Origin of the sequence: Ammonicoccus luteus (assembly GCF_050880385.1) — a bacterium.
Lineage (GTDB): Bacteria > Actinomycetota > Actinomycetes > Propionibacteriales > Propionibacteriaceae > Enemella.
This window is the reverse complement of sequence record NZ_JBNZCI010000001.1, coordinates 680,846-702,663: the sequence shown is the minus strand read 5'-3', so window position 1 is coordinate 702,663 and position 21,818 is coordinate 680,846. Positions and strand designations below refer to the sequence as shown.

22 protein-coding genes and 1 tRNA gene are annotated in these 21,818 nt (G+C 67.9%); 14 read left to right on the top strand and 9 right to left on the bottom strand.

The window, feature by feature from the left end; all coding sequences use genetic code 11:
- The first annotated feature begins 5 nt into the window (after positions 1 to 5).
- Entirely contained in the window at positions 6 to 2,084 is a 2,079-nt protein-coding gene (locus ACQ260_RS03310; protein ID WP_432558360.1) for an ATP-dependent DNA helicase UvrD2, read from the top strand.
- Between the two features lie 3 nt (positions 2,085 to 2,087).
- Here ACQ260_RS03310 and ACQ260_RS03305 read toward each other — a convergent pair whose 3' ends face one another.
- Positions 2,088 to 2,729, bottom strand: a complete 642-nt coding sequence (locus tag ACQ260_RS03305; RefSeq protein WP_432557966.1) for a TenA family protein — start codon at positions 2,727 to 2,729, stop codon at positions 2,088 to 2,090.
- A 79-nt stretch (positions 2,730 to 2,808) separates the two neighbouring features.
- On the opposite strand from ACQ260_RS03305, the gene ACQ260_RS03300 reads away from it, so the two are divergent.
- The 4 genes from ACQ260_RS03300 to ACQ260_RS03285 all read left to right on the top strand — a co-directional run bounded on the left by ACQ260_RS03300 (position 2,809) and on the right by ACQ260_RS03285 (position 4,230).
- Positions 2,809 to 3,270: a hypothetical protein gene (locus tag ACQ260_RS03300; protein ID WP_432557965.1), complete on the top strand. Its 462-nt coding sequence runs from the start codon at positions 2,809 to 2,811 to the stop codon at positions 3,268 to 3,270.
- An 18-nt stretch (positions 3,271 to 3,288) separates the two neighbouring features.
- Positions 3,289 to 3,444, top strand: a complete 156-nt coding sequence (locus ACQ260_RS03295) for a hypothetical protein (RefSeq protein WP_432557964.1) — start codon at positions 3,289 to 3,291, stop codon at positions 3,442 to 3,444.
- Between the two features lie 143 nt (positions 3,445 to 3,587).
- Entirely contained in the window at positions 3,588 to 3,788 is a 201-nt protein-coding gene (locus ACQ260_RS03290; protein WP_432557963.1) for a hypothetical protein, read from the top strand.
- 94 nt (positions 3,789 to 3,882) lie between these two features.
- The gene (locus ACQ260_RS03285; protein ID WP_432557962.1) at positions 3,883 to 4,230 is read left to right on the top strand and encodes a WhiB family transcriptional regulator; all 348 of its coding nucleotides are present in this window, start codon (positions 3,883 to 3,885) and stop codon (positions 4,228 to 4,230) included.
- 31 nt (positions 4,231 to 4,261) lie between these two features.
- On the opposite strand, the gene ACQ260_RS03280 is transcribed toward ACQ260_RS03285, so the two are convergent.
- Both ACQ260_RS03280 and ACQ260_RS03275 read right to left on the bottom strand, forming a co-directional pair.
- Positions 4,262 to 5,602, bottom strand: a complete 1,341-nt coding sequence (locus ACQ260_RS03280) for an ABC1 kinase family protein (protein ID WP_432557961.1) — start codon at positions 5,600 to 5,602, stop codon at positions 4,262 to 4,264.
- Positions 5,603 to 5,643: 41 nt separating this feature from the next.
- Positions 5,644 to 6,552 carry a hypothetical protein gene (locus ACQ260_RS03275; RefSeq protein ID WP_432557960.1) on the bottom strand — a complete coding sequence of 303 codons (909 nt, stop codon included), beginning with the start codon at positions 6,550 to 6,552 and terminating at the stop codon, positions 5,644 to 5,646.
- A gap of 355 nt (positions 6,553 to 6,907) precedes the next feature.
- Here ACQ260_RS03275 and ACQ260_RS03270 point away from each other — a divergent pair, with 355 nt between their 5' ends.
- Positions 6,908 to 7,498, top strand: a complete 591-nt coding sequence (locus ACQ260_RS03270; protein ID WP_432557959.1) for a M48 family metallopeptidase — start codon at positions 6,908 to 6,910, stop codon at positions 7,496 to 7,498.
- Here the strand turns inward: ACQ260_RS03270 and ACQ260_RS03265 are convergent.
- Together ACQ260_RS03265 and ACQ260_RS03260 are read right to left on the bottom strand one after the other, a co-directional pair.
- On the bottom strand, positions 7,433 to 8,014 hold the full coding sequence (locus tag ACQ260_RS03265; RefSeq protein WP_432557958.1) for an NUDIX hydrolase: 582 nt from the start codon (positions 8,012 to 8,014) through the stop codon (positions 7,433 to 7,435). The genes ACQ260_RS03270 and ACQ260_RS03265 overlap by 66 nt on opposite strands.
- Positions 8,007 to 9,314 (bottom strand): zinc-dependent metalloprotease, encoded by a 1,308-nt coding sequence (locus tag ACQ260_RS03260; RefSeq protein WP_432558359.1) that lies wholly within the window; start codon positions 9,312 to 9,314, stop codon positions 8,007 to 8,009. Before ACQ260_RS03260 ends, ACQ260_RS03265 begins: the two co-directional genes overlap by 8 nt.
- Positions 9,315 to 9,602: 288 nt before the next feature.
- Between ACQ260_RS03260 and ACQ260_RS03255 the strand changes: the two genes are divergently transcribed.
- From ACQ260_RS03255 to ACQ260_RS03240, 4 genes are all read left to right on the top strand, one after another.
- Positions 9,603 to 10,037 (top strand): molybdenum cofactor biosynthesis protein MoaE, encoded by a 435-nt coding sequence (locus ACQ260_RS03255; RefSeq protein ID WP_432557957.1) that lies wholly within the window; start codon positions 9,603 to 9,605, stop codon positions 10,035 to 10,037.
- A complete protein-coding gene (locus tag ACQ260_RS03250) occupies positions 10,034 to 11,098 on the top strand; it encodes a YlbL family protein (RefSeq protein WP_432557956.1) in 1,065 nt (354 codons plus the stop codon). The genes ACQ260_RS03255 and ACQ260_RS03250 overlap by 4 nt, the downstream gene beginning before the upstream one ends.
- Positions 11,099 to 11,186: 88 nt before the next feature.
- Positions 11,187 to 11,786: a PPA1309 family protein gene (locus ACQ260_RS03245; RefSeq protein ID WP_432557955.1), complete on the top strand. Its 600-nt coding sequence runs from the start codon at positions 11,187 to 11,189 to the stop codon at positions 11,784 to 11,786.
- Positions 11,783 to 14,659, top strand: a complete 2,877-nt coding sequence (locus ACQ260_RS03240; protein WP_432557954.1) for a UPF0182 family membrane protein — start codon at positions 11,783 to 11,785, stop codon at positions 14,657 to 14,659. The genes ACQ260_RS03245 and ACQ260_RS03240 overlap by 4 nt, the downstream gene beginning before the upstream one ends.
- A 37-nt stretch (positions 14,660 to 14,696) precedes the next feature.
- On the opposite strand, the gene ACQ260_RS03235 is transcribed toward ACQ260_RS03240, so the two are convergent.
- Positions 14,697 to 16,031 carry a M16 family metallopeptidase gene (locus ACQ260_RS03235; protein ID WP_432557953.1) on the bottom strand — a complete coding sequence of 445 codons (1,335 nt, stop codon included), beginning with the start codon at positions 16,029 to 16,031 and terminating at the stop codon, positions 14,697 to 14,699.
- Positions 16,028 to 17,314 carry a M16 family metallopeptidase gene (locus tag ACQ260_RS03230; RefSeq protein ID WP_432557952.1) on the bottom strand — a complete coding sequence of 429 codons (1,287 nt, stop codon included), beginning with the start codon at positions 17,312 to 17,314 and terminating at the stop codon, positions 16,028 to 16,030. The genes ACQ260_RS03235 and ACQ260_RS03230 overlap by 4 nt, the downstream gene beginning before the upstream one ends.
- A gap of 70 nt (positions 17,315 to 17,384) precedes the next feature.
- Here ACQ260_RS03230 and ACQ260_RS03225 point away from each other — a divergent pair, with 70 nt between their 5' ends.
- The 3 genes from ACQ260_RS03225 to ACQ260_RS03215 all read left to right on the top strand — a co-directional run bounded on the left by ACQ260_RS03225 (position 17,385) and on the right by ACQ260_RS03215 (position 18,749).
- Positions 17,385 to 17,888: an O-acetyl-ADP-ribose deacetylase gene (locus ACQ260_RS03225; protein ID WP_432557951.1), complete on the top strand. Its 504-nt coding sequence runs from the start codon at positions 17,385 to 17,387 to the stop codon at positions 17,886 to 17,888.
- A gap of 92 nt (positions 17,889 to 17,980) precedes the next feature.
- Positions 17,981 to 18,211, top strand: coding sequence for a hypothetical protein (locus ACQ260_RS03220; protein ID WP_432557950.1), 231 nt, complete (start codon positions 17,981 to 17,983; stop codon positions 18,209 to 18,211).
- Positions 18,198 to 18,749, top strand: coding sequence for a hypothetical protein (locus ACQ260_RS03215; protein WP_432557949.1), 552 nt, complete (start codon positions 18,198 to 18,200; stop codon positions 18,747 to 18,749). The genes ACQ260_RS03220 and ACQ260_RS03215 overlap by 14 nt, the downstream gene beginning before the upstream one ends.
- A 115-nt stretch (positions 18,750 to 18,864) precedes the next feature.
- On the opposite strand, the gene ACQ260_RS03210 is transcribed toward ACQ260_RS03215, so the two are convergent.
- A tRNA-Met gene (locus tag ACQ260_RS03210) sits at positions 18,865 to 18,941 on the bottom strand.
- Positions 18,942 to 19,006: 65 nt separating this feature from the next.
- A complete protein-coding gene (locus tag ACQ260_RS03205) occupies positions 19,007 to 20,134 on the bottom strand; it encodes an FUSC family protein (protein WP_432557948.1) in 1,128 nt (375 codons plus the stop codon).
- Between the two features lie 141 nt (positions 20,135 to 20,275).
- Between ACQ260_RS03205 and ACQ260_RS03200 the strand changes: the two genes are divergently transcribed.
- Entirely contained in the window at positions 20,276 to 21,802 is a 1,527-nt protein-coding gene (locus tag ACQ260_RS03200) for an ABC transporter substrate-binding protein (protein ID WP_432557947.1), read from the top strand.
- Positions 21,803 to 21,818 lie beyond the last annotated feature (16 nt).

Below are 21,818 nucleotides of genomic sequence, written 5' to 3'. Positions count from 1 at the left end.
GCGTGATGGATCCGGACTCCTTGTTGCAGGCACTGGACCCCGAGCAGCGCCAAGTGGCGACGACGCTCGCCGGGCCCGTGGCGGTGATCGCTGGGGCGGGGACGGGCAAGACCCGGGCGATCACCCACCGCATCGCCTACGGGGTGCACACCGGCGTCTATCAGCCGACCTCGGTGCTCGCAGTGACCTTCACCACCCGGGCGGCGGGGGAGATGCGGGGCCGACTTCAGCAACTCGGCGTGCCCGGGGTGCAGGCCCGCACATTCCACTCCGCGGCGCTGCGGCAGCTGCAATATTTCTGGCCCCGCGTCCACGGTTCACCCCTCCCCGCGATCCTCGACAACAGGATGGGCCTGGTTGCCGAGGCCGCCGGCCGTCTGCGTGTCCAGGTCGACACCTCCGTGTTGCGTGATCTCGTCGGGGAGATCTCGTGGGCCAAGGTGTCCAATGTGGTCCCGGCGGACTATCCCGCGATCGCCGACAGTTTCAACCGGACCCTGGCGTCGGTGACGCCGGAGGTCGTCGCGCGGGTCTTCGAGGGCTATGAGGAGGCCAAGCGCGCCCGGGATCGCATCGACTTCGAGGACATCCTGCTCTGCGCGACCGCTCTCCTCACCGATCAGACCGACGTCGCCGACGAGATCCGCCGGACCTATCGCCACTTGGTCGTGGACGAATACCAGGACGTGTCCCCGCTCCAGGAGACCTTGGTCAATCTGTGGCTGGGCGACCGAAGCGATCTCTGCGTCGTGGGAGATCCGGCGCAGACCATCCATTCCTTCGCGGGGGCACGAGCCGATTATCTGACTGGCTTCGCCCGGCGCCACCGAGACACCACGGTCATTCGTCTGGTGCGTGACTATCGCTCGACTCCGCAGGTGGTGGATGTCGCCAACCGCATCATGCGGGCAACCGGGCGAGAGGGCTCCGGATCGGCCGGCGCGATGACCGCGGTCACGCTCCAGGCCCAGCGGCCGTCCGGGCCGGCGCCGGAGTTCGTCGAGGCACCCGATGAGGCCACCGAGGCCGCGCGGGTTGCCGACTGGCTCGCCGCGCGGCGCGCAGACGGTGTCGACTATCGCGAGATGGCGGTCCTCTTCCGGATCAACGCGCAGTCACCCGCGTTCGAACAGGCCCTCGCGGACCGCGACATCCCCTATCTGGTGCGTGGCGCCGAGCGCTTCTATGAGCGGCCGGAGGTGCGCCAGGCGCTCGGCGCCCTGACAGCGGCCACCAAGGCGGGGGGCGGTGGGGACGGATCGGCCGCCGCCGAGGTGCGTGCTGTGCTCACCGGACTCGGCTGGACAACCGAGCCACCCACCGGCGGCGGTCAGCGTCGGGAACGGTGGGAATCGCTCGCCGCGCTGGCCTCGGTCGCCGACGACCTTGTGGCCCAGGACGAGTTCACGACGCTCGATGCCGTGGTCGCGGAGCTCCAGCGGCGGGCCGACGCCCAGCACGCACCCGTTGCGCAGGGGGTCACGCTCGCGACGATCCACTCCGCGAAGGGCCTCGAGTGGGATGCCGTCGCGGTCGTGGGTGTTCACGAGGGCACCCTGCCGTTCATCCTGGCGACCAAGCCTCACGAGCTCGCGGAGGAGCGGCGTCTGCTCTACGTCGCGGTCACCCGTGCGCGGGAGCACCTCCACGTGTCGTGGTCCCGCAGCCGGTCCGGCGGCGGAAACCGGCGCGCGTCGCGGTTTCTGGATGGCGTACGCCCGGACACTGCCCCGTCGGCACCGGCGGTCGGGCGGGAGCCCCGCCGTCGACGCAGTGCGCAGGCGGCACGGTGCCGGGTCTGCGGCAACAGCCTGACCAGTGGGGTCGAACGGAAGCTCGGTCGCCATGAGGACTGCCCGTCGACGTTCGATGAGGACCTCTTGGCCGAGCTCAAGGACTGGCGCACCGACCGGGCGAAGGAGCAGAAGCTGCCTGCGTACTGCATTGTCACCGACGCCACCCTCCAGGCCCTGGCCGAACAACTCCCGACCGACGAGCAGGGACTGCTCGGGATCAGCGGGATCGGACGGGTGAAGATAGAGAAATACGGCGCGGATCTCCTGGAGATCCTGCGCCGCGAGTGACCATCAGACCGGCCAAGTCTCCTGCCGCCACGCGGCGTCCCAGAACATGTACTCGTAGCGAGCCGCTGTCCGGAACGCCCGCAGGGCCTGCTGCTGGTGCTCGAGCGGCAGCGGGTCGACGGCAGCGTTGGTGAGTTCTTGGGCCCGCCTGCTCGCCTCGTTGAACGCCGGGTCGGCGTAGGTCTGGATCCACCCGGCGTACGGGTGCTCGCCGTGGTCCAGGGCGTCGAGGAGCCGCCGCCCGATGTGGTCGTAGATCCAGAAACACGGGAGCACCGCGGCAGCGACCAGGGCGTAACTGCCGCGGGTCGCGCAGTTCGCGAGGAAACTCGTGTAGGCGGTGCAGGTGGGGGAGGGCTCGACGTTGTCGAAGTCAGCGACATAGCGCGCGTGCAGTTCTCGCTCTGTGACCGCAGTCGCGGTGGCGCTGTCAGCCCAGAACTGGAGTTCCGTCACGCTGGGCGCCTGAGCCGCGGCCAGCGCCAGCACACGACCATAGTCAGCGAGATAGAGAGCGTCCTGGGCCATGTAATAGGCGTACTTGTCCGAGTCCAGTGAGCCGTCGCCCAGCCCGATCACGAACGGATGGGTTTCGATGGCCGTCAGGATCGGGCGGATGTCGTTCCACGCGTGGTCGGTGAACATGGTCAGACACTAGCCAAGCCGGTTCCGATCTCGGCCGAAGATGCCGGGAGAATGCCGCGCCCTTGATACAGTCCGCACCATGGCTCAGCACGCGGCTCCGACCTCCGCCGACAGCGATCGGGCCGCGCTCCCGCACAGCCGTGGACCGCTGCCGGTGACCGAATCACCCGCCGCCCCTTCTCACAGCACCGCCGAACGCCGAATGCGTCGGCTGCTGCGGGTCTCGACGGTGGACAAGAAGGCCAGTCTCTCCGCGCACCGCGCGTTCCGTGTCTCGGTGGTGATCTCGGGCATCCGGTGCTTGGCCACCTATGTCGCGATCCCGCTGCTGGTGCCGCTCGTGAGCATCGCCGGCGTCGTCGCCGCGCCGGTGGGGATTGCGCTGGTGCTCGTGGCCTATGTGAGCGGAGCCCTGGGCGTACGCAGGTTCTGGGTCGCCGACCACCGATCGAAATGGACCTATACGTGGTTCATGGCCGCCGTCTTCATCGTGCTGACGATCGCGCTCGTCGCCGATGTCATCCGACTGACCCAGTCCTGATCCGGAAGGAAGCCTCCCATGTCCGAGAAGAAGCTCCAGGAGTCGGCCACCCAGACCGGCTGGGACACCGAGGACGATTCGGACTCCATGCAGGGTCTGATCACGCTCGGTGTCATCGCCGCTGCGGTGATCGCGTTCCTCGCGGTCTGCTTGCCGCTGTTCATCCTGAACTGATCAGACAGAAAAAGGGGTGAAACCCCTAGTCAAAAATATGTTGCAGAAAATCTGCGACGAATCGTAAGGTAGATTCCGCCTGCTGACGTGGGCACGCCGGACCCGGAGAGGGCCAGGCCGAGTTGTGGAGAGGAGGGACACCGATGCTGAACATCACAGCGCAGCCGGAGATGGAGCAGTTGGTGTCCTGTGGCGTCCCCACGCGCATCGACTATCGCGAACGCTGCTTCGGTTGGCGACGGCTGCACGGTCAGCCCCGCGATTTCGCCGCCAACGGCCACGTCCATTTTGCTCATCTCTCTGTCAACCCTCTGGTGCCACGCCCGCGAGCCAAACACGGATAGCTCTCCGTTTCGCCTGCAGGCCGTGAACCCAGACCGGGATTCACGGCCTTTGTGTTTCCCGGACCAGCAGGCAACATCCGAGGAGAAACACACCATGATCGCCGCCCTGATTGACGAGGACGCGATATCGGCATCGCTGCCGTGCCACTTGGTCGACCCGGAAGTCTTCTTCGCCGAGGCGCCCGCCGAGATCGAGTTCGCGAAGACCCTGTGCGCCGACTGCCCCGCGCGCGCCGAGTGCCTCGACGGTGCGTTGCGCCGTCGAGAGGCCTGCGGCGTCTGGGGCGGCGAGCTCATCGTCAACGGTGAGATCGTTGCGCGCAAGAGGCCCCGTGGCCGCCCGCGCAAGCACCCCGTTCCGGTCGTGCCGATCCCGCCCGCCGAACTCGGGTCGCCGGTGCGCCGGGTCGGCGCGGACCGGCGGGTCCATCGTGCCGCGTGAAAACGGACGCCAGGAGCGCTGACCCCCAAGGTCAGCGCTCCTGCCATTCCGGCAGATATTCGTCCAGGATGGAGCGGAAGCTCGCCCGGACATCAAGCTGGGATAGCACGGCGATGCCGCCCAGCCAGACCCGGTGGATCAGGGCATAGGAAGGCGGCAGATTCAGTTGCTGCAGCAGGGTCCCGCTGGCCTTGGTGTCGCCCACACGTTTGAACTCCCGCTGCATCCACGACCGCGTGAAGTGGAACTCCTCGACCTCCGCCGGCTCCAGGAACGGGCTCAAATAGTCGAGCAGTTCGGTCGGGTCGATGTCGCCGGCATTGCGCGCGATGAAGCCTTCTTGTTTGAGGCCCTCGGTGACTTCGTGCGCACCGCCCCGCACCGCGATGCGGAGCAGACGGCCCATGGCCGGCGGCAACCCGTCGGGCAACCGTGACACCAGCCCCCAGTCCACGACGCCGAGTCTGCCGTCGGGCATCACCTTGAAGTTGCCGGGATGCGGGTCAGCGTGGAGGAGGCCGGCGACGGACGGTCCGGCGAAGAGGAACTTCACATACCTCAACCCCAACTCGTTCCGCTCCGCCTCGGGCCGATCAGCGACCGTGGACAGCGCGACACCCTCGATCCACTCGCTCACCATGGCCCGGGGCGTGTGCGTGAGCACCCTCGGCACCTTGAACTCGGGATGACCGCTGAATCCCTCGGCCGCCTGTTGCTGGTGTTCGGACTCGAGGTTGTAGTCGGTTTCCTCCAGGATCCGATCCACGATCTCCTCGATGAGCGGCTTGACTTCGATCCCTCCGGTCAGTGGCGAGATGAGACCCGTGATCCGGGAGAGCTGCTTCAGGTCGCTCTCCAGTGCCTTGTCTGCACCCGGATATTGGACCTTCACCGCGACTGCCTCGCCGGTCTCGGCCCACACCGCCTTGTGCACCTGGCCGATCGACGCAGCCGCGGTCGGTCGGGCGGAGAAGTCGCTGAACAGGTCACGCCACCCCTCGCCGAACTCGCGGGCGAGCACAGCATGCACCCGCGACGTCGGCATCGGTGGCGCCGAGTCCTGCAGCTTGCGCAGTTGCACCCGATAGGGTCCGGCGATGTCCTCGGGCAGCATGACCTCGAACAGGCTCAGCACCTGACCGAACTTCATCGCACCGCCCTTGAGCTCGCCCAGCACGCGGAACAGTTGTTCAGCAGTTTCGGCCCTCAGCTGCGCGCTCACCGTCTCGGCGCTCGTGCCGGCCAAGCGCCGCCCGAGCCCCTTTGTGGCCCTGCCCGCCACTCCGAACGGCAAGGACAGCAGGCGGGAGCCTCTGCGGAACGCAGAGCCGCTCACGTGGGGGTCGGGATCGGACGCAGAGGGTCGAGCCATGCGCCCATTGTGCCCGTTCGGCGAGGTTGCACGGTTTCGGCTCACCCGGAGCCCTGGAGTTCGGAACACCCGCAGTCCGGGTGGAACGGCCAGTGCCGTTGGGCAATCACCCAGCTGTCCGTGCGGATCTCTAGTGTCGACCCCACGGCTTCGGGTTGGCCGCCGGACAGCCAGGCCCGCACCTGCAGCACCGCCGTCGCCGCGGCCCAGCGCAGCACTTCTTGGGGCGGTCGGCACTCGGCGAGGCACAGTTGCGCGAGCAACCGTGGCCAGGCCCGGTCGCGGGTCCGCACGAGGTCCATGCAGCGCGTGCAGCAGGTCGACCCCGGCACCACCAGCGGCCCGACGATCGCGCCGTCCGGCAGCGGGCGCACGAACAGGTGCGGCTGATCGGCGCGGAGCAGGGTGTCCGTGATGGCCCGGTCGCACTCGAGTCGGTCGAACGCGATCACGGTGATGTCGGCCGTGGGCCCCTCCGGGCGATACCAGTGCGAGGCCGTGCTGATGCGTTGGCCCCCCAGGGCTCGCAGATGAGCGCGCAGCGTCTCCGCAGCGGTGGGCAGCGGATGGACATAGAGCCCGGGCGTCGGCGGCCCCGGATCCACGACTTGCAGCTCGCCCGGCGGGGACGCCGCGTACTCCTCCGCGAAAGCCCGCGCCAGCACGCCCGCACCGAGCAGTCGCACCAGCCGCCGAGGCACATCGACAGGTTCGGCCAACAGGCCCGCGGTCCGCAGGTGGCCGATCAGCGTGACCAGTTGGCCGCGCGACAGCCCCGAGTCCTGCGCGACTCGGGCGAGCGGACGGGTGCCGTTAAGCCCGGCCAGTGCCGCGCGGATCTCGGGCTGGGCGGGCAGGACGATTCCCTCATCGAGCCCGACCTGCAGCTCGGTGGGGCTTCGGTCCAGAACCGGGACATGGGGACGGAGAGAGGGCGGGGGTTCGGCCATGACGACGAGCCTGCCGAATCCAAGCGATCCGTGGGGCGGTTATCCACAGGCATGAAAGGGGCCCTCAGGGAGTCGTTACCGCTTGCCTTCCCCTGCGAGCGGCTCGAACCATCTGAGGGCCCCGTGGGAACGACGGTATGCGCCACCCACCGCCGCCGTCAAGCCCTCCGTGGCTGCACTTGTCCACGGCCTGTGGACAAGTGTGTGGATTGGTTGTGTATGCAGGAAGGACAGATGTGGATGGCCCTACCTGAAATTCAGTCGGAGAACAGTTGGCCTGGGGATGAACGGATGGTGTTGTGACGCTCGTCTCACTGTCCACGAGGCGAACACGCCCTGGTTCTAGAGTGCCGCCATGGCCAGTCGCAACGAGACCGTGCACCATGTCGACGGCGAAGCCGTGGTGGTCCGCCGCAATCCACGGCGCACCCGCAACGCAGCAATCTTCCGCGATAACGGCCACATCGTCCTGGAACTCCCGTCCGGCGTGTCGCGCGCGGATGAACCCGGCTGGGCCGCGCGCATGCTCGAGCGGCTCCGCAGGCACGAGAAACGCCGGCAGGACCGATCGGACGGCGCCCTGCTGACCCGCGCCCTGGCCCTGCGCGAGACCTATCTGCTCCCTGTCGTGCCGGCGATCCCGATGCCGGTGTCGGTCACCTGGTCCAAGACACAGGGGAAGCGCTGGGGCTCGTGCGCCTCTGCGGCGCGCACGATCCGGTTGTCGAGCCGGTTGAAAGACTTCCCGGACTGGGTGGTCGACTACGTCCTGCTGCACGAGCTGGCGCATCTTGTCGAGTCCGGGCACGGACCCGCGTTCTGGGCGCTGCTCCAGGCGTACCCCCGCATGAGCGAGGCCAAGGGCTTTCTCAACGGCTATTCAGCCGGTCTGGCCGCCCGCTCGAACGAGCCGATGGCGGGCGAGGTCGACGAGGACGGTGACTGACTCCTCGTCCGTGGGCAGCTCGTCCGGACCGAACCACCGGACGTCCTGGACTTCCTCCGTGGCCGTCAGGCGGCCAGGGGAACGGGCGAGGATGAGATAGCGGACGTCCAGGTGGTACGCCGGCCGCACCGTCCCGCATGGCACGTCGTGCCGATCCAGATGCAGGATCCCCGGCACGAGCTCGAGATCGGCCAGTCCGGACTCCTCGCGGGCCTCCCGCAGCGCCGCGTCGGAGAGGGTCGCATCCGTCGCCTCGATGTGACCGCCGGTCTGCAGCCAACGGTCGAGCTTGCGGTGCCGGATCAGCAGGAAGCGGTCCGCTGAGGGCGACGAGATGATCGCGCTCGCGGTGAGGTGTGCGCCGGGGCAGGACCGGGACCAGCCATCCCCGCGGGACCGCAGGTGGTCGACGAAGTCGTCTCGCAAGCTGCGCTGGGAGGCCTCGTCCGGCGCGTACGCCGACAGCGCGGCCAAGCAGTCCGCCGAGAGCGCCGCTCTCGCGGGGTGCTCAGCCACCGGTGTTGTCGTCTCCCCGGTCCTCCTCGTCGCCGCGACGCTCGGCGTCCCGTTCCTGCTCGGCCTGCTCCAGCAGGCGGGCGAGTTCGGCGTCGAGGTCGTCGACCGGCGCGGCGGCAGGCGAACGTTCACCGCTGACGAATCCCAGCGGGTCATCGAGATCGGCGGCTGTCGGCACCACGTCGGGGTGGTTCCACACATCGTCCCGGCCCTCGGTGCCCCGGGCCTCCCGCAGAGCCGCCCACAGGTTGGCCGCGTCACGCAGCCTGCGAGGACGCAGTTCCAGCCCGACGAGAGCCTGGAACGTCGCTTCGGTCGGGCCGGACGTCGCCCGGCGGCGTCGCATGGTCTCGGCCAGCGCGGTCGCACTGGGCATCCACTGCTTGGTGGCCTGGGCCACCACCTCGTCCACCCAGCCCTCGATGAGGGCGAGCAGCGTTTCCAGTCGTTCGAGAACGGCTTTCTGCTCATTCGTCTGCTGGGGTTCGAAGAGAGTGCCCTGAAGCTGGTCGCTCATCTCCTTCATCGATTCGGGAGTGAGGTTGGTCGGATCGAACGATCCCATGGCCGATTCCAGGGAGGACAAATCGATCCGGATGCCGCGCGCATAGCTTTCCACGAGGGTGAGCAACTGCGGTCCGAGCCACGGCGTTGCCGCGAACAGCCGCTGACGAGCGACCTCACGGAGCGCCAGATAGAGCCGGATGTCATCCGTGGACTGGTCGAGGCCGTCGGCGAAGGCGGCCACATTTGTGGGCACCAGCGCGAGCGTCTGCTCGGCGTCGCCGGACAGCGGGAGGCCGGCTTCGGTCGCGCTCAACACGCTCGCCGCCAGCGTGCCGATCGCTTGGCCGGCTTGGAGGCCGAACACTTGGGCGCCACTCGACTTCAACAGCGGCCGCAGGAAGGCATCCAGTCCGGGCAACGCGCCCTCGAGGCCCTCGCCGCCGGACATGGAGTCGGCCATGGCCTCGCTCATCGCATCGGCGACCGGCTCGATCAGGCGCCGCCAGGTCGGCATCGTCTGTTCGACCCACTCCGCACGGCTCCACACGGCCACCTGGCCGCCGGTGGCCGGGAACGCGGTCGCCCCGTCGAGCCAGGTGTCCGCGAGCCGCACGGCATCACGCAGTTCGCTCAGCTGGGTTGCGGAGGTCGAGGGATCGCTGCCCTGGGCAGCGACGACGCGGCGGGCCACATCCCGGATCGGTTCCCACTGGGAGGTGGGCTGGGCTTCGGGGTCACCGAACATGCCGCCGAGTCCCATCTGGGACATCATCTGGCGGACCTGGTTCATCATCGTGTTCAGATCCGGTTGACCCGCGCCGCCGAAGCCGAGTCCCGAGAACAGGGCCTCGAACGGGTTCTCGTTCGGGTCACCGTCGCGGTCGCGCTTGTCGCCGGGGTCGTTCTGGTCGGACATCGAGCTGACTCCTCGTCGTTGCGTACCCTCCATTCAACCGCACCCGCCAAGCAGCGGCCACCGGCGCCGCCGAGGTGACCACGGGCTGCGCGGCTCATCTGCGCTTCGCCGTCCCGATCACCGTGCGATCGTCCACACACGGTTTTGCGCAGGTATGGTCGTCCCGTGCAGCCCCAGCAGTCCCGGCAGACCCACAGCGCAGTGTCCGATCAGCCGTTGAGCGTCGATCGGGTCCTCGACGCAGTCCGTTCGGACGCCGTCGGCGGTCTCACCGTGTTCGTGGGCCTGGTCCGTGACCACGACGGGGGAAAGTCCGTGCGCTCCCTGGACTATTCCGCGCATCCCAGTGCCACGACCGAACTCGCCCGCGTGGTGGGGGAGGTCGCCGACCGCCACGAGGTGCTCGCAGTGGCGGCCGAGCACCGGGTGGGCGCCCTGCGGATCGGCGACCTTGCGGTTGTCGTCGCCGCCGGCGCCGTCCACCGGGCCGATGCCTTCGCCGCGGCCCGGGACCTCATCGACACCCTGAAATCCGAGGTGCCGATCTGGAAGGAACAGCATTACGCCGACGGCAGCGTGGACTGGGTCGGCTGCCCATGAGAGCGATCCGGCTGACGCGCCAGACCTGGTTGGCGCTGACGGCCGCAGTCGCATTCGTCGTTCTGGCCCTGCTGATCGCCGTGCTGCCGGTGCCCTACGTGGTCTATAGCCCGGGCAGCGCATACGACATCCTCGCCACTGACGATGAAGGTCAGCCGATGATCCGGGTCGAGGGCATCCCGGCCGAACCCGCCAACGGGAAGCTTCACATGACCACCGTGGCCGTCACGCGCGCCGACGCCCGGACGAGTCTGCCTGAGGCGGTGCTGGCCTTCCTGCTGCCACGCAGGGATGCGTTGCCGCGCGATGCTGTCTATGACCCGGGCAAGACCAGCGAGCAGGTTCGCGCCGAGGAACGAAGGATGATGGACACCTCGCAGCAGGACGCGGTCGTCGCGGCGCTGCGGGCCGCCGAGGTGCCGGTGGAGCAACTGCCCATGATCTCTTCGGTCACCGTCGCGAGTCCCGCCGACGAGCGTCTGCGACCCGGCGACCTCGTGCTCGCCGTGGACGGTGCGGCGGTGACCACCCCGGAGGAGGTCGCGACCCGCATCACTGGGCAACGGGCGGGCGAGCCGATCCGGTTCACTGTCGAACGGGAGGGACGGTTGGTGAACGCCGATGTCGTCACCGCCGAGAACCCCAACTCGCCGGGCCGCGCGATGATCGGGGTGGAGATCGGCTTGGGCTATCGCTATGAGCCGCGCGTGAACTTCGGGATCAGTCACGACATCGGGGGGCCCAGCGCCGGTTTGGTGTTCGCGCTCGCCATCTATGACCAGATCGCGCCGGCCGACGTGCTGCAGGGCCGGTCGGTCGCCGGCACAGGTCGGATCAATCCCGCCGGACGTGTGGGACCGATCGGGGGGCTGCAGGAAAAGATCGCCAGCGCCGAGCGGGCGGACGCGTCGGTGTTCCTCGTGCCCGCCGCCAATTGCCGCGACCTGGCGGACCTGCGGACCGATCTCGAATTGATCCGGGTCGACACGTTGCAGGATGCGGTCACCGGACTGCAGGCGCTGGGGAACCCGGCCCGCGCCGCAGAGGTGCCGCGATGCTGAGGGCGGGCGTACGCCGTGGCGCCGGGCACAGAAACCGACTTGTCCATCCGACACCGGACGCATCTGCGTCCCGACACCGAAGGACCGCATGACAGACGACGCGCTTGTAGCAGCTCTGGTCGAGCTCGAGCACCACGTGGGGGAGGCGGGCTGGGACCAGCCGGCCAGGCTGTTCGCACTCGTGCGCACAGATGAACTGATCGCGGCCGAACCCGAGTTGGCGGCACATCTGGGTCTGCGTTCCAGCGCCGAAGGGCATCCGCCGGGTGCGCTCAGCTCCATCGAACAGGATGACTTCCGCAGCGTCGGCGCGGGGGAGGGAACTGCCGCGTCAGAGTCTGCCTTGCACCAGGTCCTCGGCCGCATCACGTGGCCCGACGCCGTCACCGGCTGCGCGCTGTCGCTCGAGCGGACCTTCCTGCCGGCCGCGTTCGAGGCCGATCTGCCGGCGGACCCGGCGGAGGCCGAGCGATTCGTCGCAGAGCATCCCGAGCGGCAGGATCTGCGACTTGTCGTCGGCGTTCTCCGGGACGGGGCGGCGCACTGTTTCGCTCGTCTGGTCAGCAATCCTGAGGATCTGCTGAGCAGCCCGGATCTCGCTCCGGGGGTTGTGTCGGTGCTCGCGGCTACTCTTGACCACGATCAGCCCGGCCATCGCCTTCGCCAGGATTCAAGGAGGACAACTTGAGCGCGTCGACCAGGATTCCCACCGAGTCCGCGCCCAGGCGCCGCGGCGCTCTGCTGCCCACCCTCGTCGTGGTGTCGGCGGTGGTGTTGCTCTTCGTCCTGTTCACGAGCATCTGGACGGACCGCCTGTGGTTCGTCTCGATGAACTATCCCCAAGTCTTCACGATCACGTTCGTCACCCGGGTCGTGCTCTTCCTCGTCGTCGGTCTGATCATGGCCCTGGCGATCGTCGGCAACACCGCGCTGGCCTATCGCCTGCGGCCCACTACCCGACCGGGGCCCATGGCCAGCGAATTGCTGGAGCGCTATCGCGAGACCCTCGAGTCCCGCTTCGTCCAGATCATGATCGGCCTCGGCGTGGTCGTCGCGCTGTTCGCCGGTGTCTCCGGCGCAAGCCAGGTCGGCACGTGGCTCTCCTGGCTCAACCGGACGCCGTTCGGTGTCCAGGATCCCTATTTCGGGTTCGACGTGTCGTTCTATGTCTTCGAGTTGCCCTGGCTTCGCTGGGTCGTCGCGATGGTCACCGCCATGCTCGTCTTCTCCACGATCGCGGCGGCAATCGTGCACTACGTGATGGGCGCGCTCCGCGTCGCCAAGGGCGAGCGGCGGACCACCTCCCGGGCCGCCCAGGTGCACCTGTCGATCCTGATCGGGCTCACGGTGCTGTGCTTTGCCGTCAGCGCGTGGCTCGACCGCTATGGCTATCAGACGACCACCAACCAGTTGCTGACCGGCATGAGCTTCACCGATCAGAATGCCCGCGTGACCGCCTCGCTCGTCGTGGCGATCATCACCGCGATCTGCGCGCTCCTGTTCCTCTCCAACGTGTTCCTGCGCCGGTGGATGATCCCGGTCGCCGCACTGGTCCTGGCCGTGGTGTCGAGCATCCTGCTCACGCTGATCTATCCGGCTGGTGTCCAGGCGATCGAGGTCAACCCGAACGAGCCGGACAAGGAGCGGCCGTTCATCCAGGCCCATATTCAGGCGACCCGCGAGGCCTACGGGATCGACGATGTGGAGATCACCAACTACGACGCCGAGACGGAGGCCACCGCGGGTCAGCTCCGGGCCGACGCCGCGGCGCTGCCGGGCATCCGTCTCATGGACCCGGCCGTGATCGCGCCGACGTTCGACCAGCTCCAGCAGGTGCGCGGCTTCTATTCATTCGCGAATGTGCTCGACGTCGACCGCTATGTCGTCGACGGTCAGGAGACCGATGCGGTCGTGGCCGTCCGCGAGCTCGACATCGACGGCCTGCAGGACCGGTCGTGGAACAACGTGCGCACGGTCTATACGCATGGCCACGGCATGGTCGCGTCCTATGGCAACCGCCGCCAGCCCGGTGGTGAGCCCGAGTGGCTGGTCCGTGATGTTCCGCCCGTGGGCAAGCTGCCCGAGCACCAGGCGCGGATCTATTTCGGTGAGCAGCACGCCGACTATTCGATCGTGGGCGCTCCGGCCGGGACCCCGCCCGTCGAGCTCGACACCCCCGGTGGTGGTGAGGGCGGCGGCGAGCGCCGCAACACCTACACCGGCGAGGGCGGCGTGCCGATCGGCAACTGGTTCAACCGACTGCTCTATGCGACCCGCATGGCGGACGTGAACATCCTGTTGTCGGGCCGTGTCAACGAGGCGTCGAAGATCATCTACAACCGCACTCCGAAGGAGCGCGTCCAAGCCGCTGCGCCGTGGCTGACCGTGGACTCGAACCTCTATCCGGCCGTGGTCGAGGGGCGGATCGTGTGGGTCGTGGACGCCTACACCACGTCCAACAACTATCCGAACTCCCACCGGATCTCGCTGGACCAGGCGATCTCCGACACGCAGACCCGGGGCACGACGGTGCAGCCGGACACACGGGTCAACTACATCCGCAACTCGGTCAAGGCCGTGGTGGACGCCTATGACGGCAGCGTGACGCTCTATGCGTGGGACGAATCCGACCCAATTTTGCAGACGTGGCAGAAGGCCTATCCCGAGACTGTCCGGCCGCGTTCGGAGATCTCGCCGGCGCTGCTGGAACACCTGCGCTATCCCGATGATCTCTTCAAGGTCCAGCGGGACGTGCTGGGTCGCTATCACGTGACCGATCCGATGGCGTGGTTCCAGCAGAACGACCTCTGGGTGATCCCCAACGACCCCGTCGCCCAGAACAACGAGCGGGAGAACCCCTATCTGCTGTCGATCAAGTGGCCGGGCGACAACCAGGCCCACTTCTCGCAGACGACGGTGTTCGTGCCACGCGGCCGCAACAACCTTGCCGCGTTCATGGCGGTGAACGCGGACACGGCCAGCCCGGAATACGGCCGCATGCGGATCCTGCGCATGTCCGACTCGCAGCAGGTCGACGGTCCCAACCAGACGTTCAACGCCATGGTGACCGACGAAGCGGTCGCCATGCGCCTGCGTCCCTATCTCAACCAAGGCGCTGCGCAGGTCGTCTACGGCAACCTGCTCACGCTGCCCCTGGGCGGTGGGTTGCTGTATGCCCAGCCGATCTACACCCAGAAGGCCGCCGGCCAGGGTTCCTATCCCGCGCTGACGTTCGTCACCGTGCGGTTCGGCGAGCGCGTCGGCATCGGTGAGACGCTGCAGGAGGCGCTCGACCAAGTGTTCGGTGGAGACGCTGGAGCGTCAACCGGAGAGGTGGAGGAGGGGGCCGAGCCCCCCGTTACCGAGGGCGCCACACCGGGCACCCCCGGAGAGCCGCGACCGGCCGACAATCCAGCGGCGGTCCGGGCGCTCAACGAGGCCAACACCGCCTTCACCGAGGCACAGCAGGCCCTGCAGAACGGGGACTTGGGGCTCTATCAGCGCAAGATCGAGGAGGCCCGGACGGCCATGCAGCGGGCGCAGACGGCGCTCGGCGACTGACCGAGTCGGGGCGTTGCCGGCGATGCAGCGCCCCCGGTCACTCGGTGACGACGCTGACGGTATAGCCGGCCGCGGCCAGTGGATCGGCGAGTTCGTCGGCGTCGCCGGCAACGACGAGGGTCAGCTTGGTGAGGTCGATGATGTCGCGGTACGCCGCAGTGGCTCCGTCCGGCGACGTCGCCCGGATGCTGGCCAGATAGCGGTCGATGTAGTCCAGCGGCAAGCCCCGCAGCGCCGTCGAAGCCGTCTGGTCGGCGATTCCGGCGGCGGTGGCATAGCGCAGCGTCGAGACACCGGTGAAGTAGTTCACGGCATCGGTGACCTCGGCCGCGGTCACAGGTGCTTCGGAGACATCGAGCAGGGCGCGCGCCTCCTCGAGTGCGGGCACGAGCACCTCGGTCCGGAACGAGCCGGCCACCGCAAAGGACCCGCCGTGACGCAACGGGGCGCTCTGCAGCCCGACTCCGTAGGTGTAGCCCCGTTCCTCGCGCAGCACCTTGTTCAGCCGGCTCAGGAAGGCACCACCGACCGCATAGGTCCCGACCTGGAACGCGGGCCAGCGCGGATCGTGCCGGTCGATGCCGAAACCACCGAGGCGGAGATCGGCCTGGACCGCGCCCGGGCGATGCAACAGGAGGGCAGTGGGTTCGGCGGCGCCGGGCACCAGGTGGGTCACATGGTCCTGCTCCGGGTTCATCCAGTCCCCGAACGCCTGCTCGGCCAATGGCACCGGGTCCTTGGGGAATTCCCCGGCCAGGACCAGAGTCGCTCCCGCGGGACCGTAGTGACGGCGGTGGAAGTCCCGCACGGCCTCCGGGGTGACCGCAGCGACGCTCGCCGGCTCACCACCGGGAAGTCGCTGGACCCGCGAGCCCTCGTCGAACACCGCGCCGCGGAAGCCCCACGACGCCCAGTGGGCCGAGTTGGCCCGCTGCTGGTCCAGTTCGGCCAGGCGCAGGGCGACGTGCCGGGTGCAGTCGGAGTCTCGCAACTCGGGTCGGCGCACGGCATCGGCCAGCAGTTCCAGCGCCGGTTCGAAGCGAGTCGCCGGGACGTCGATCATGGCCTGGAGGCCCGAATAGGCCTGGTTGGCGCCGAAGGCGGCGCCCTCGGTCTCCAGCACCTCGGCGAAGCGGTCACCCGGGTGGGTCTGCGTACCCTCATCGAGCGCGCGAGCGCACACCGTGGCGACGCCCTCGATCGCCCGATCCTCCAGATGCAACGGCACGTCCAGCACGAGGATGGCCGAGATGACCTGTTGCCCCGGCATGTCGTGGACGAGGACGCGGATCCCGTTGGTCAACGTGGCCTCGCGGGCAGCGGGGTAGTGCCATTCGGCGGGCGGCTGCAATGCCGGTCGGGGCGTGGTCATCGGGTCTCCTCCCGGCGATAGAGCAGGGTTGCGCGGTGGTCGGGGGACAGGTGCTCTGCCGCTGCGGCCCGGATCTCGTCACCGTCGATCGAGGTCACCGTGTGGATGCGGGTGTTGATGCGTTCCGGGTCATCGAGCAGCGTCGCCGCGGCGGAAAGCTGGTCGGCGCGGGTCTCGAAGCGGGCGAGGGACTGCAACCAGGAGCGTTCGAACTGTGCGCGCGCTCGGCGTACTTCCTCTGCCGTCGGCCCCTCCGCGATGAACCGGTCCACTTCGGCGACCATCGCCTCCTCTAACCGCTCCGGCGCCACACCGTCGCGCGCTCGCGCCGACGAGAACCCGAACGAGTGACCGCCGATCAGCTGCAGCGCCGACGAGCCTGCGCCGGTCGCCAGCTCGGCCTCGCGAACAAGCGCCCGGTGGAACCGGCTCGTCTGGCTCCCACCGATGATGAACAACGCCAGGTCGGCCGCGTCGACGGTGCGGGTGCCGAGTGGTGGGAGTCGCCAAGTGAAGTACGCGGCATCGGCCGGCACCGGCGCCGTCGTCTCGTCGCGCGGAAGGCCGCTGATCGGTCCCAGCTGCGGCTCGGGAGGCGGGGGCGGGAGCTCGCCGGCCGGGATGTGACCGAAGTAGCGCTCAACGAGGGTCACCCCGTCGGCGGGCGTGATGTCGCCGACGAGAGTGAGGACGCAGTTGTTCGGCAGATAGTGCGTCCGGAAGAAGTGGTGGACATAGTCCAGGCTCGCTGCATCGAGGTCTGCCATCGACCCGATCGTCGTGTGTCCATAGGGGTGGTCCGGCGGGAATGTCAGGGCGACCAAGCGCTCCATGACATCGCCATAGGGGACGTTGTCATAGCGCTGCCGCTTCTCCTCCTTGACGACCTCGCGCTGGTTGTCGAGGTTTTCCTGACCGACGGCATCGAGGAGCGTGGCCATGCGGTCGGCCTCCAGCCACAGCGCCAGTTCAAGGCCGCCGGTCGGGAGCGCTTCGAAATAGTTGGTGCGGTCGAACCAGGTGGTGGCGTTGACCGATGCCCCCGCGGACTGCATCAGGGCGATGTGCTGGCCGGACTGGACGTTGGCCGACCCCTGGAACATCAGGTGCTCGAACAGGTGCGCGAAGCCTGTCCGACCGGGTTCCTCGTGGCGGGAACCGACGTCATACCAAAGATTCAACGCCACCGCCGGCGCTTGGTGGTCGGGGCTGACGATCACCCGCAGGCCATTGGCCAAGCGGGTGTCGTGGATCGGATAGCGGCCGGATTCCATGCGCGCCATAGAACCACACCCGGCCGACACCTTTCCGTTGGAAACCGCCCAATACACCCCCTTTGGGATAATCGGACGCATGACCACGATCACCACAGTCCAAGGCGACATCACCCAGCAGGCCGTCCACGCGATCGTCAATGCCGCGAATAACGCCATGCGTGGTGGGGGAGGGGTCGACGGCGCCATCCACCGTGCGGGCGGCAGGGCCATCCTCGAGGACTGCATCCAGCGGTTCCCGGACGGTCTCGCGACTGGTGACGCGGGCTGGACCACGGCCGGTGCCATGGCGGCGAAGTGGGTCATCCACACGGTCGGGCCGAACTACCGCGCGGGGCAGCGTGACCGCCGACTTCTGGAGTCGTGCTATCGGCGCTCGCTCGAGGTCGCGGACGAACTCGGCGCCCGGACGATTGCGTTCCCGCTGATCAGCGCCGGGATCTACGGCTGGCCGAAGGACGACGCGATCGCCTGCGCGGTCGAGGTGCTCGGGGCGTTCGACGGGAGCGTCGAGGAGGCGCGACTGGTGGCGTTCGACGAGGGGACGTACGCCGACATCGCCGCCCGCATCAACCTCGGGTGAGGGCGATTGCGGCCAGGATCACAGGTCGGCGTCGGTCCGAAGGTCCGGGTATCGCACTTGACACGGCCCATCAGTCAAGGCAGCCTTGACATATGAGCAAAGTCACAAGCACGACGCGCCTCTCGGGCGGTTTCGTCCTTCTCCTGCTCGGCTTGGGGACCTACCTCGCCACCGGATTCTTCGAGGGTGGCTTCTTTCGTGGTCTCTTCCAAGGCGCGACAATCGCCCTCATGGTGCTAGCCGCATACTTCTTCGGACGGGAGATCCAGGACCGCCGGCGATCTGGCGACGCCCCGATGTGGCGGCCGAGTGATCGAGACTGACAGCGAGCTCGCGGACAGCCTCTCAGCGGCCGTCCTCGGTCATGAGCACATGGAGGAGCCGGACCACCTCGTCCTCGTTCGGCGCGCGGCCGACGCGAGCGTGGTCGTCTCGGACCTGCTGCGGCAGGCCGTTTCAGCGGCCCGAATGAACGGTCACTCGTGGGCTGCGATCGGAAACGTCCTCGGGTTGAGTCGACAGGCCGTTCAGCAGCGCTTCGGCTCGGTCGCGAACGAGTCAGCGGAGGGCAAGGAGCTTCGCCGCCTCGGACCAGTTACCGCTTTGGATGAACTCCCCGAGCTCGCCCTCGCCGGACGGCAGGGATGGCGTACGGTCGGAGCAGGCATGCTCTACCACCTCGTCGAGCGGACCGACACGCAGTGGGAGACCAAGCGGGTCGTGTGGCGGAAATTGGCCAAGTCGTATGAGATCGACGGCTGGAGCGTCGCGGTACGCGCCTTCCCGTGGCTCTATCTCGTCCGGGACCTCGGGATCCCGGCAGATCCCGAACCGGCCGACAACTGCGCTCGCGAGGCTTGACCCGGCGGGCGTGCCGTGGATCACACGAGTCAGCGGCGACTGCACCTTTGATGCACGGGCTAGTAAGTGAATCGGCCCCTGACGAGTGTTTCCACTAGTCAGGGGCCGATTCGTTTGGTAGCGGGGACAGGATTTGAACCTGTGACCTCTGGGTTATGAGCCCAGCGAGCTACCGAGCTGCTCCACCCCGCGTCGTTGTTGCTTGGTCAACCTTACACGAGTCCCAAGAGAAGGCAAATCGGGCGGTTGCTCGGGTGTCAGTGCCGGTCGGGCAGGGCGTCGCGGGCGTCGGCGTACGTCATTCCCGTCACCTCCAGAAGATCCACCAGGATCGAGCGGAGCTGCGCCAGGATCACGATCGAAGAGATCTCGTCGACCAACTCGAGATTGATGTGGGTGGTGCCGAGCTCGATCACCCGGGCCCGCGTGTCGACCGGCAGTTGACCCTCGGCGAGTTCGCGGGCGCAGGCTCTCATCTCGAGCGCGACCAGTTCCATCAGCTCGAGATAGCTGTCCGGCATCTTCTCGTCGTGCCATATGGCGACTGCCGCCCGCCGCGCGAGAACTCGCACGTTGCGCGTCAGGCGGTCCAGCGGCTCGGTGAGGGCGACGAGGTCGACCATGTGGGAGCGGTTGCGCCGGAGAAAGGGCGAATAGCGCACGACCGCCAGCCCCTCGGCGGCGGCTTCGTCCAGTCCCTGCATCCGATCGCTGACCGCTCGGGCACGCTCGAGGACGCGGTCGCCGGCATCGAGGTCCTCCTCGACCACGGAGCTATGCACCTCGTCCAGCACGGCAGCGCATTCGTTGAGGACGCCGGCGGCCAGGTCACTCGGTTTCCGGATTGGCCCGGTGGGCGCGACGAGAGCGATCAACAACGCCAGCGCGCATCCGATCAACGCGTCGATCCAGCGGGTGAAGACAGTGTCGCCGAGCGGCATGACGACGACCACCACGGCTTGTACGCCGGCCTGGGTGACCATCAGGTCCCGCGCGCGGAGGAAGATCGCGACCGACATCGCCAGGACCACGACCACGATGATCTGCCACCAGCCGCGATCGAACAGCAGCACGAACAGGTCCCCGAAGAACACGCCGAGCGCGACGCCGAGGGCCACCTCGGTCGCCCGGCCGAGCCGCTGGCCGAAGCTCGAGCCCAGCGTCAGGATCGCCGCGATGGCCGCGAACACCGGCATCGAGTGCCCAAGCACCTGCTGGGCGAACAGCCACGCGAGGCCGGCTGCCAGCGCCTGTTGGGAGATCATCCAGATCCGGTTGCGCCAGCGCTCGACCCCGCGGCGCTGGGCCGCCCGGCCGAACCTGAACGATCGCTCGCTCAGGTCGAAGGCGCGCAGCCGGAGGCGCTGGAGAGAGAACCGGTCCACCCCAACATCATGGCCCGTCGGGCCCGGCACGTGGGCAACGCATCGGCGGATACCGCTCAGCCGGCGGTGAGACTCTGCCCTTGGGCGGCTGCGCATGGTTAGATGATCCGCGTCCAAATTCTCCGACGGAGGTCGAGTCAGATGACCAAACGCCCTGCAGGACGTCTCGTTCTGGCCGTGCTGGCCGTTGCCGCTCTGCTGTTGAGCGCCTGCACAACGCGGGGTGACTCGCCGGCCGGCCCCGGAAATCAGAACGGGCCTGCGAAGACGCACCTCACTGTCGGGGCCACGGCCAGCCCGCCGACGCTCGACCCGACCGCGAACGATGCTGCGGCCATCCCGCAGGTGTTGCTCTACAACGTCTACGAGACCTTGGTGAAAGTCGACTCCGAGGGTCGGCTGCGCCCGCTGCTGGCGCAGCGGTGGGATGTGTCGGCGGACAACCTGACCTATACCTTCCAGATCGATCCCGCCGCGCGGTTCGCCTCCGGGCGTGCCGTTGAGGCCAAGGACGTTGTCTGGAGCATTGAGCGGATCCAGGACGGCACCACCACCGCCACTCTGAAGCGTCAGATGTCGGTCGTCGAGTCGGCCCGTGCGGTCGATGCGAAGACCCTCGAGGTCGTCCTCAACCGGCCGAGCAACATGTGGCTGTGGGACATGTCGTCCACCGGTGGCATCGTGTTCGACTCCGAGTCGACCGATGACCTCGCGAACAAGACGACCGGGTCCGGCCCCTTCCAGCTCGACACCTGGATTCCCAACTCTTCGGTGAGTCTGGTGAAGAACCCGAACTACTGGGCCACCGCTGCACGGTTCGAGAACGTCAACTTCCGCTACTTCACCGACCCGAACGCGATGAATGCCGCGATGCTGGCGGGTGATCTGGACATCATCTCCAACCTCCAGGCCCCGGCCGCGTTGCCGCAGTTCAGCGACACGGAGCGTTTCACCGTGATTGACGGGACCACCAACGGCGAGGTCGTGCTGTCCATGAACAACAGCTCCGAGGGGCTGAAGGATCCTCGGGTCCGGCAGGCCATTCGCCACGCCATCGACAAGAAGGCGCTGCGCGACACCGTGTGGGCCGGCAAGGGCGAGCTGATCGGCGCCATGGTGCCGCCCACCGATCCGTGGTTCGAGGACCGCACCGGCGATTTCCCCTATGACCCCGAGCGGGCGAAGGCGCTGCTCGCCGAGGCAGGCGTGCAGAATCTCCGCCTTCGTCTCCGTCTGCCCACGTTGCCGTACGCGGGCTCGGCCGGTCAGTTCGTGCAGTCCCAGTTGCGAGAGGTCGGCATCGAGGCCGAGATCGATCAGCTCGAGTTCCCCGCTCGCTGGGTGGACACGGTGCTGACCCAGGGCGATTACGACATGTCGATCGTCGCCCATGTGGAGGCCCGCGACATCGTGCGCTTCGCAAACCCGGACTACTACTTCCACTACAACAGCGAGGAGTTCCAGCGGCTCGTCAACGAGGCCGACACGGGACCGGCGGAAGAGCAGGCCGACAAGCTCAAGGAAGCCGCCCGGCTCATGAGCCAGGATGCCGCCGCCGACTGGCTGTTCCTGTTGCCGAACCTGGTGATCACCACGCCGAACATCACCGGGGTGCCGCAGAACGCGACAACGTTGAGCTTCGACGTCACCACTATGGCGACCCGCTGACGCCGGGCCCGGGGGC

Bases quoted from the DNA above. Each gene is read 5' to 3' on its own strand.
- ACQ260_RS03310 (WP_432558360.1), top strand. From the start codon at position 6: ATGGATCCGGACTCCTTGTTGCAGGCACTGGACCCCGAGCAGCGCCAA.
- ACQ260_RS03305 (WP_432557966.1), bottom strand. From the start codon at position 2,729: ATGTTCACCGACCACGCGTGGAACGACATCCGCCCGATCCTGACGGCC.
- ACQ260_RS03300 (WP_432557965.1), top strand. From the start codon at position 2,809: ATGGCTCAGCACGCGGCTCCGACCTCCGCCGACAGCGATCGGGCCGCG.
- ACQ260_RS03295 (WP_432557964.1), top strand. From the start codon at position 3,289: ATGTCCGAGAAGAAGCTCCAGGAGTCGGCCACCCAGACCGGCTGGGAC.
- ACQ260_RS03290 (WP_432557963.1), top strand. From the start codon at position 3,588: ATGCTGAACATCACAGCGCAGCCGGAGATGGAGCAGTTGGTGTCCTGT.
- ACQ260_RS03285 (WP_432557962.1), top strand. From the start codon at position 3,883: ATGATCGCCGCCCTGATTGACGAGGACGCGATATCGGCATCGCTGCCG.
- ACQ260_RS03280 (WP_432557961.1), bottom strand. From the start codon at position 5,602: ATGGCTCGACCCTCTGCGTCCGATCCCGACCCCCACGTGAGCGGCTCT.
- ACQ260_RS03275 (WP_432557960.1), bottom strand. From the start codon at position 6,552: ATGGCCGAACCCCCGCCCTCTCTCCGTCCCCATGTCCCGGTTCTGGAC.
- ACQ260_RS03270 (WP_432557959.1), top strand. From the start codon at position 6,908: ATGGCCAGTCGCAACGAGACCGTGCACCATGTCGACGGCGAAGCCGTG.
- ACQ260_RS03260 (WP_432558359.1), bottom strand. From the start codon at position 9,314: ATGATGAACCAGGTCCGCCAGATGATGTCCCAGATGGGACTCGGCGGC.
- ACQ260_RS03250 (WP_432557956.1), top strand. From the start codon at position 10,034: ATGAGAGCGATCCGGCTGACGCGCCAGACCTGGTTGGCGCTGACGGCC.
- ACQ260_RS03245 (WP_432557955.1), top strand. From the start codon at position 11,187: ATGACAGACGACGCGCTTGTAGCAGCTCTGGTCGAGCTCGAGCACCAC.
- ACQ260_RS03235 (WP_432557953.1), bottom strand. From the start codon at position 16,031: ATGACCACGCCCCGACCGGCATTGCAGCCGCCCGCCGAATGGCACTAC.
- ACQ260_RS03230 (WP_432557952.1), bottom strand. From the start codon at position 17,314: ATGGCGCGCATGGAATCCGGCCGCTATCCGATCCACGACACCCGCTTG.
- ACQ260_RS03225 (WP_432557951.1), top strand. From the start codon at position 17,385: ATGACCACGATCACCACAGTCCAAGGCGACATCACCCAGCAGGCCGTC.
- ACQ260_RS03220 (WP_432557950.1), top strand. From the start codon at position 17,981: ATGAGCAAAGTCACAAGCACGACGCGCCTCTCGGGCGGTTTCGTCCTT.
- ACQ260_RS03200 (WP_432557947.1), top strand. From the start codon at position 20,276: ATGACCAAACGCCCTGCAGGACGTCTCGTTCTGGCCGTGCTGGCCGTT.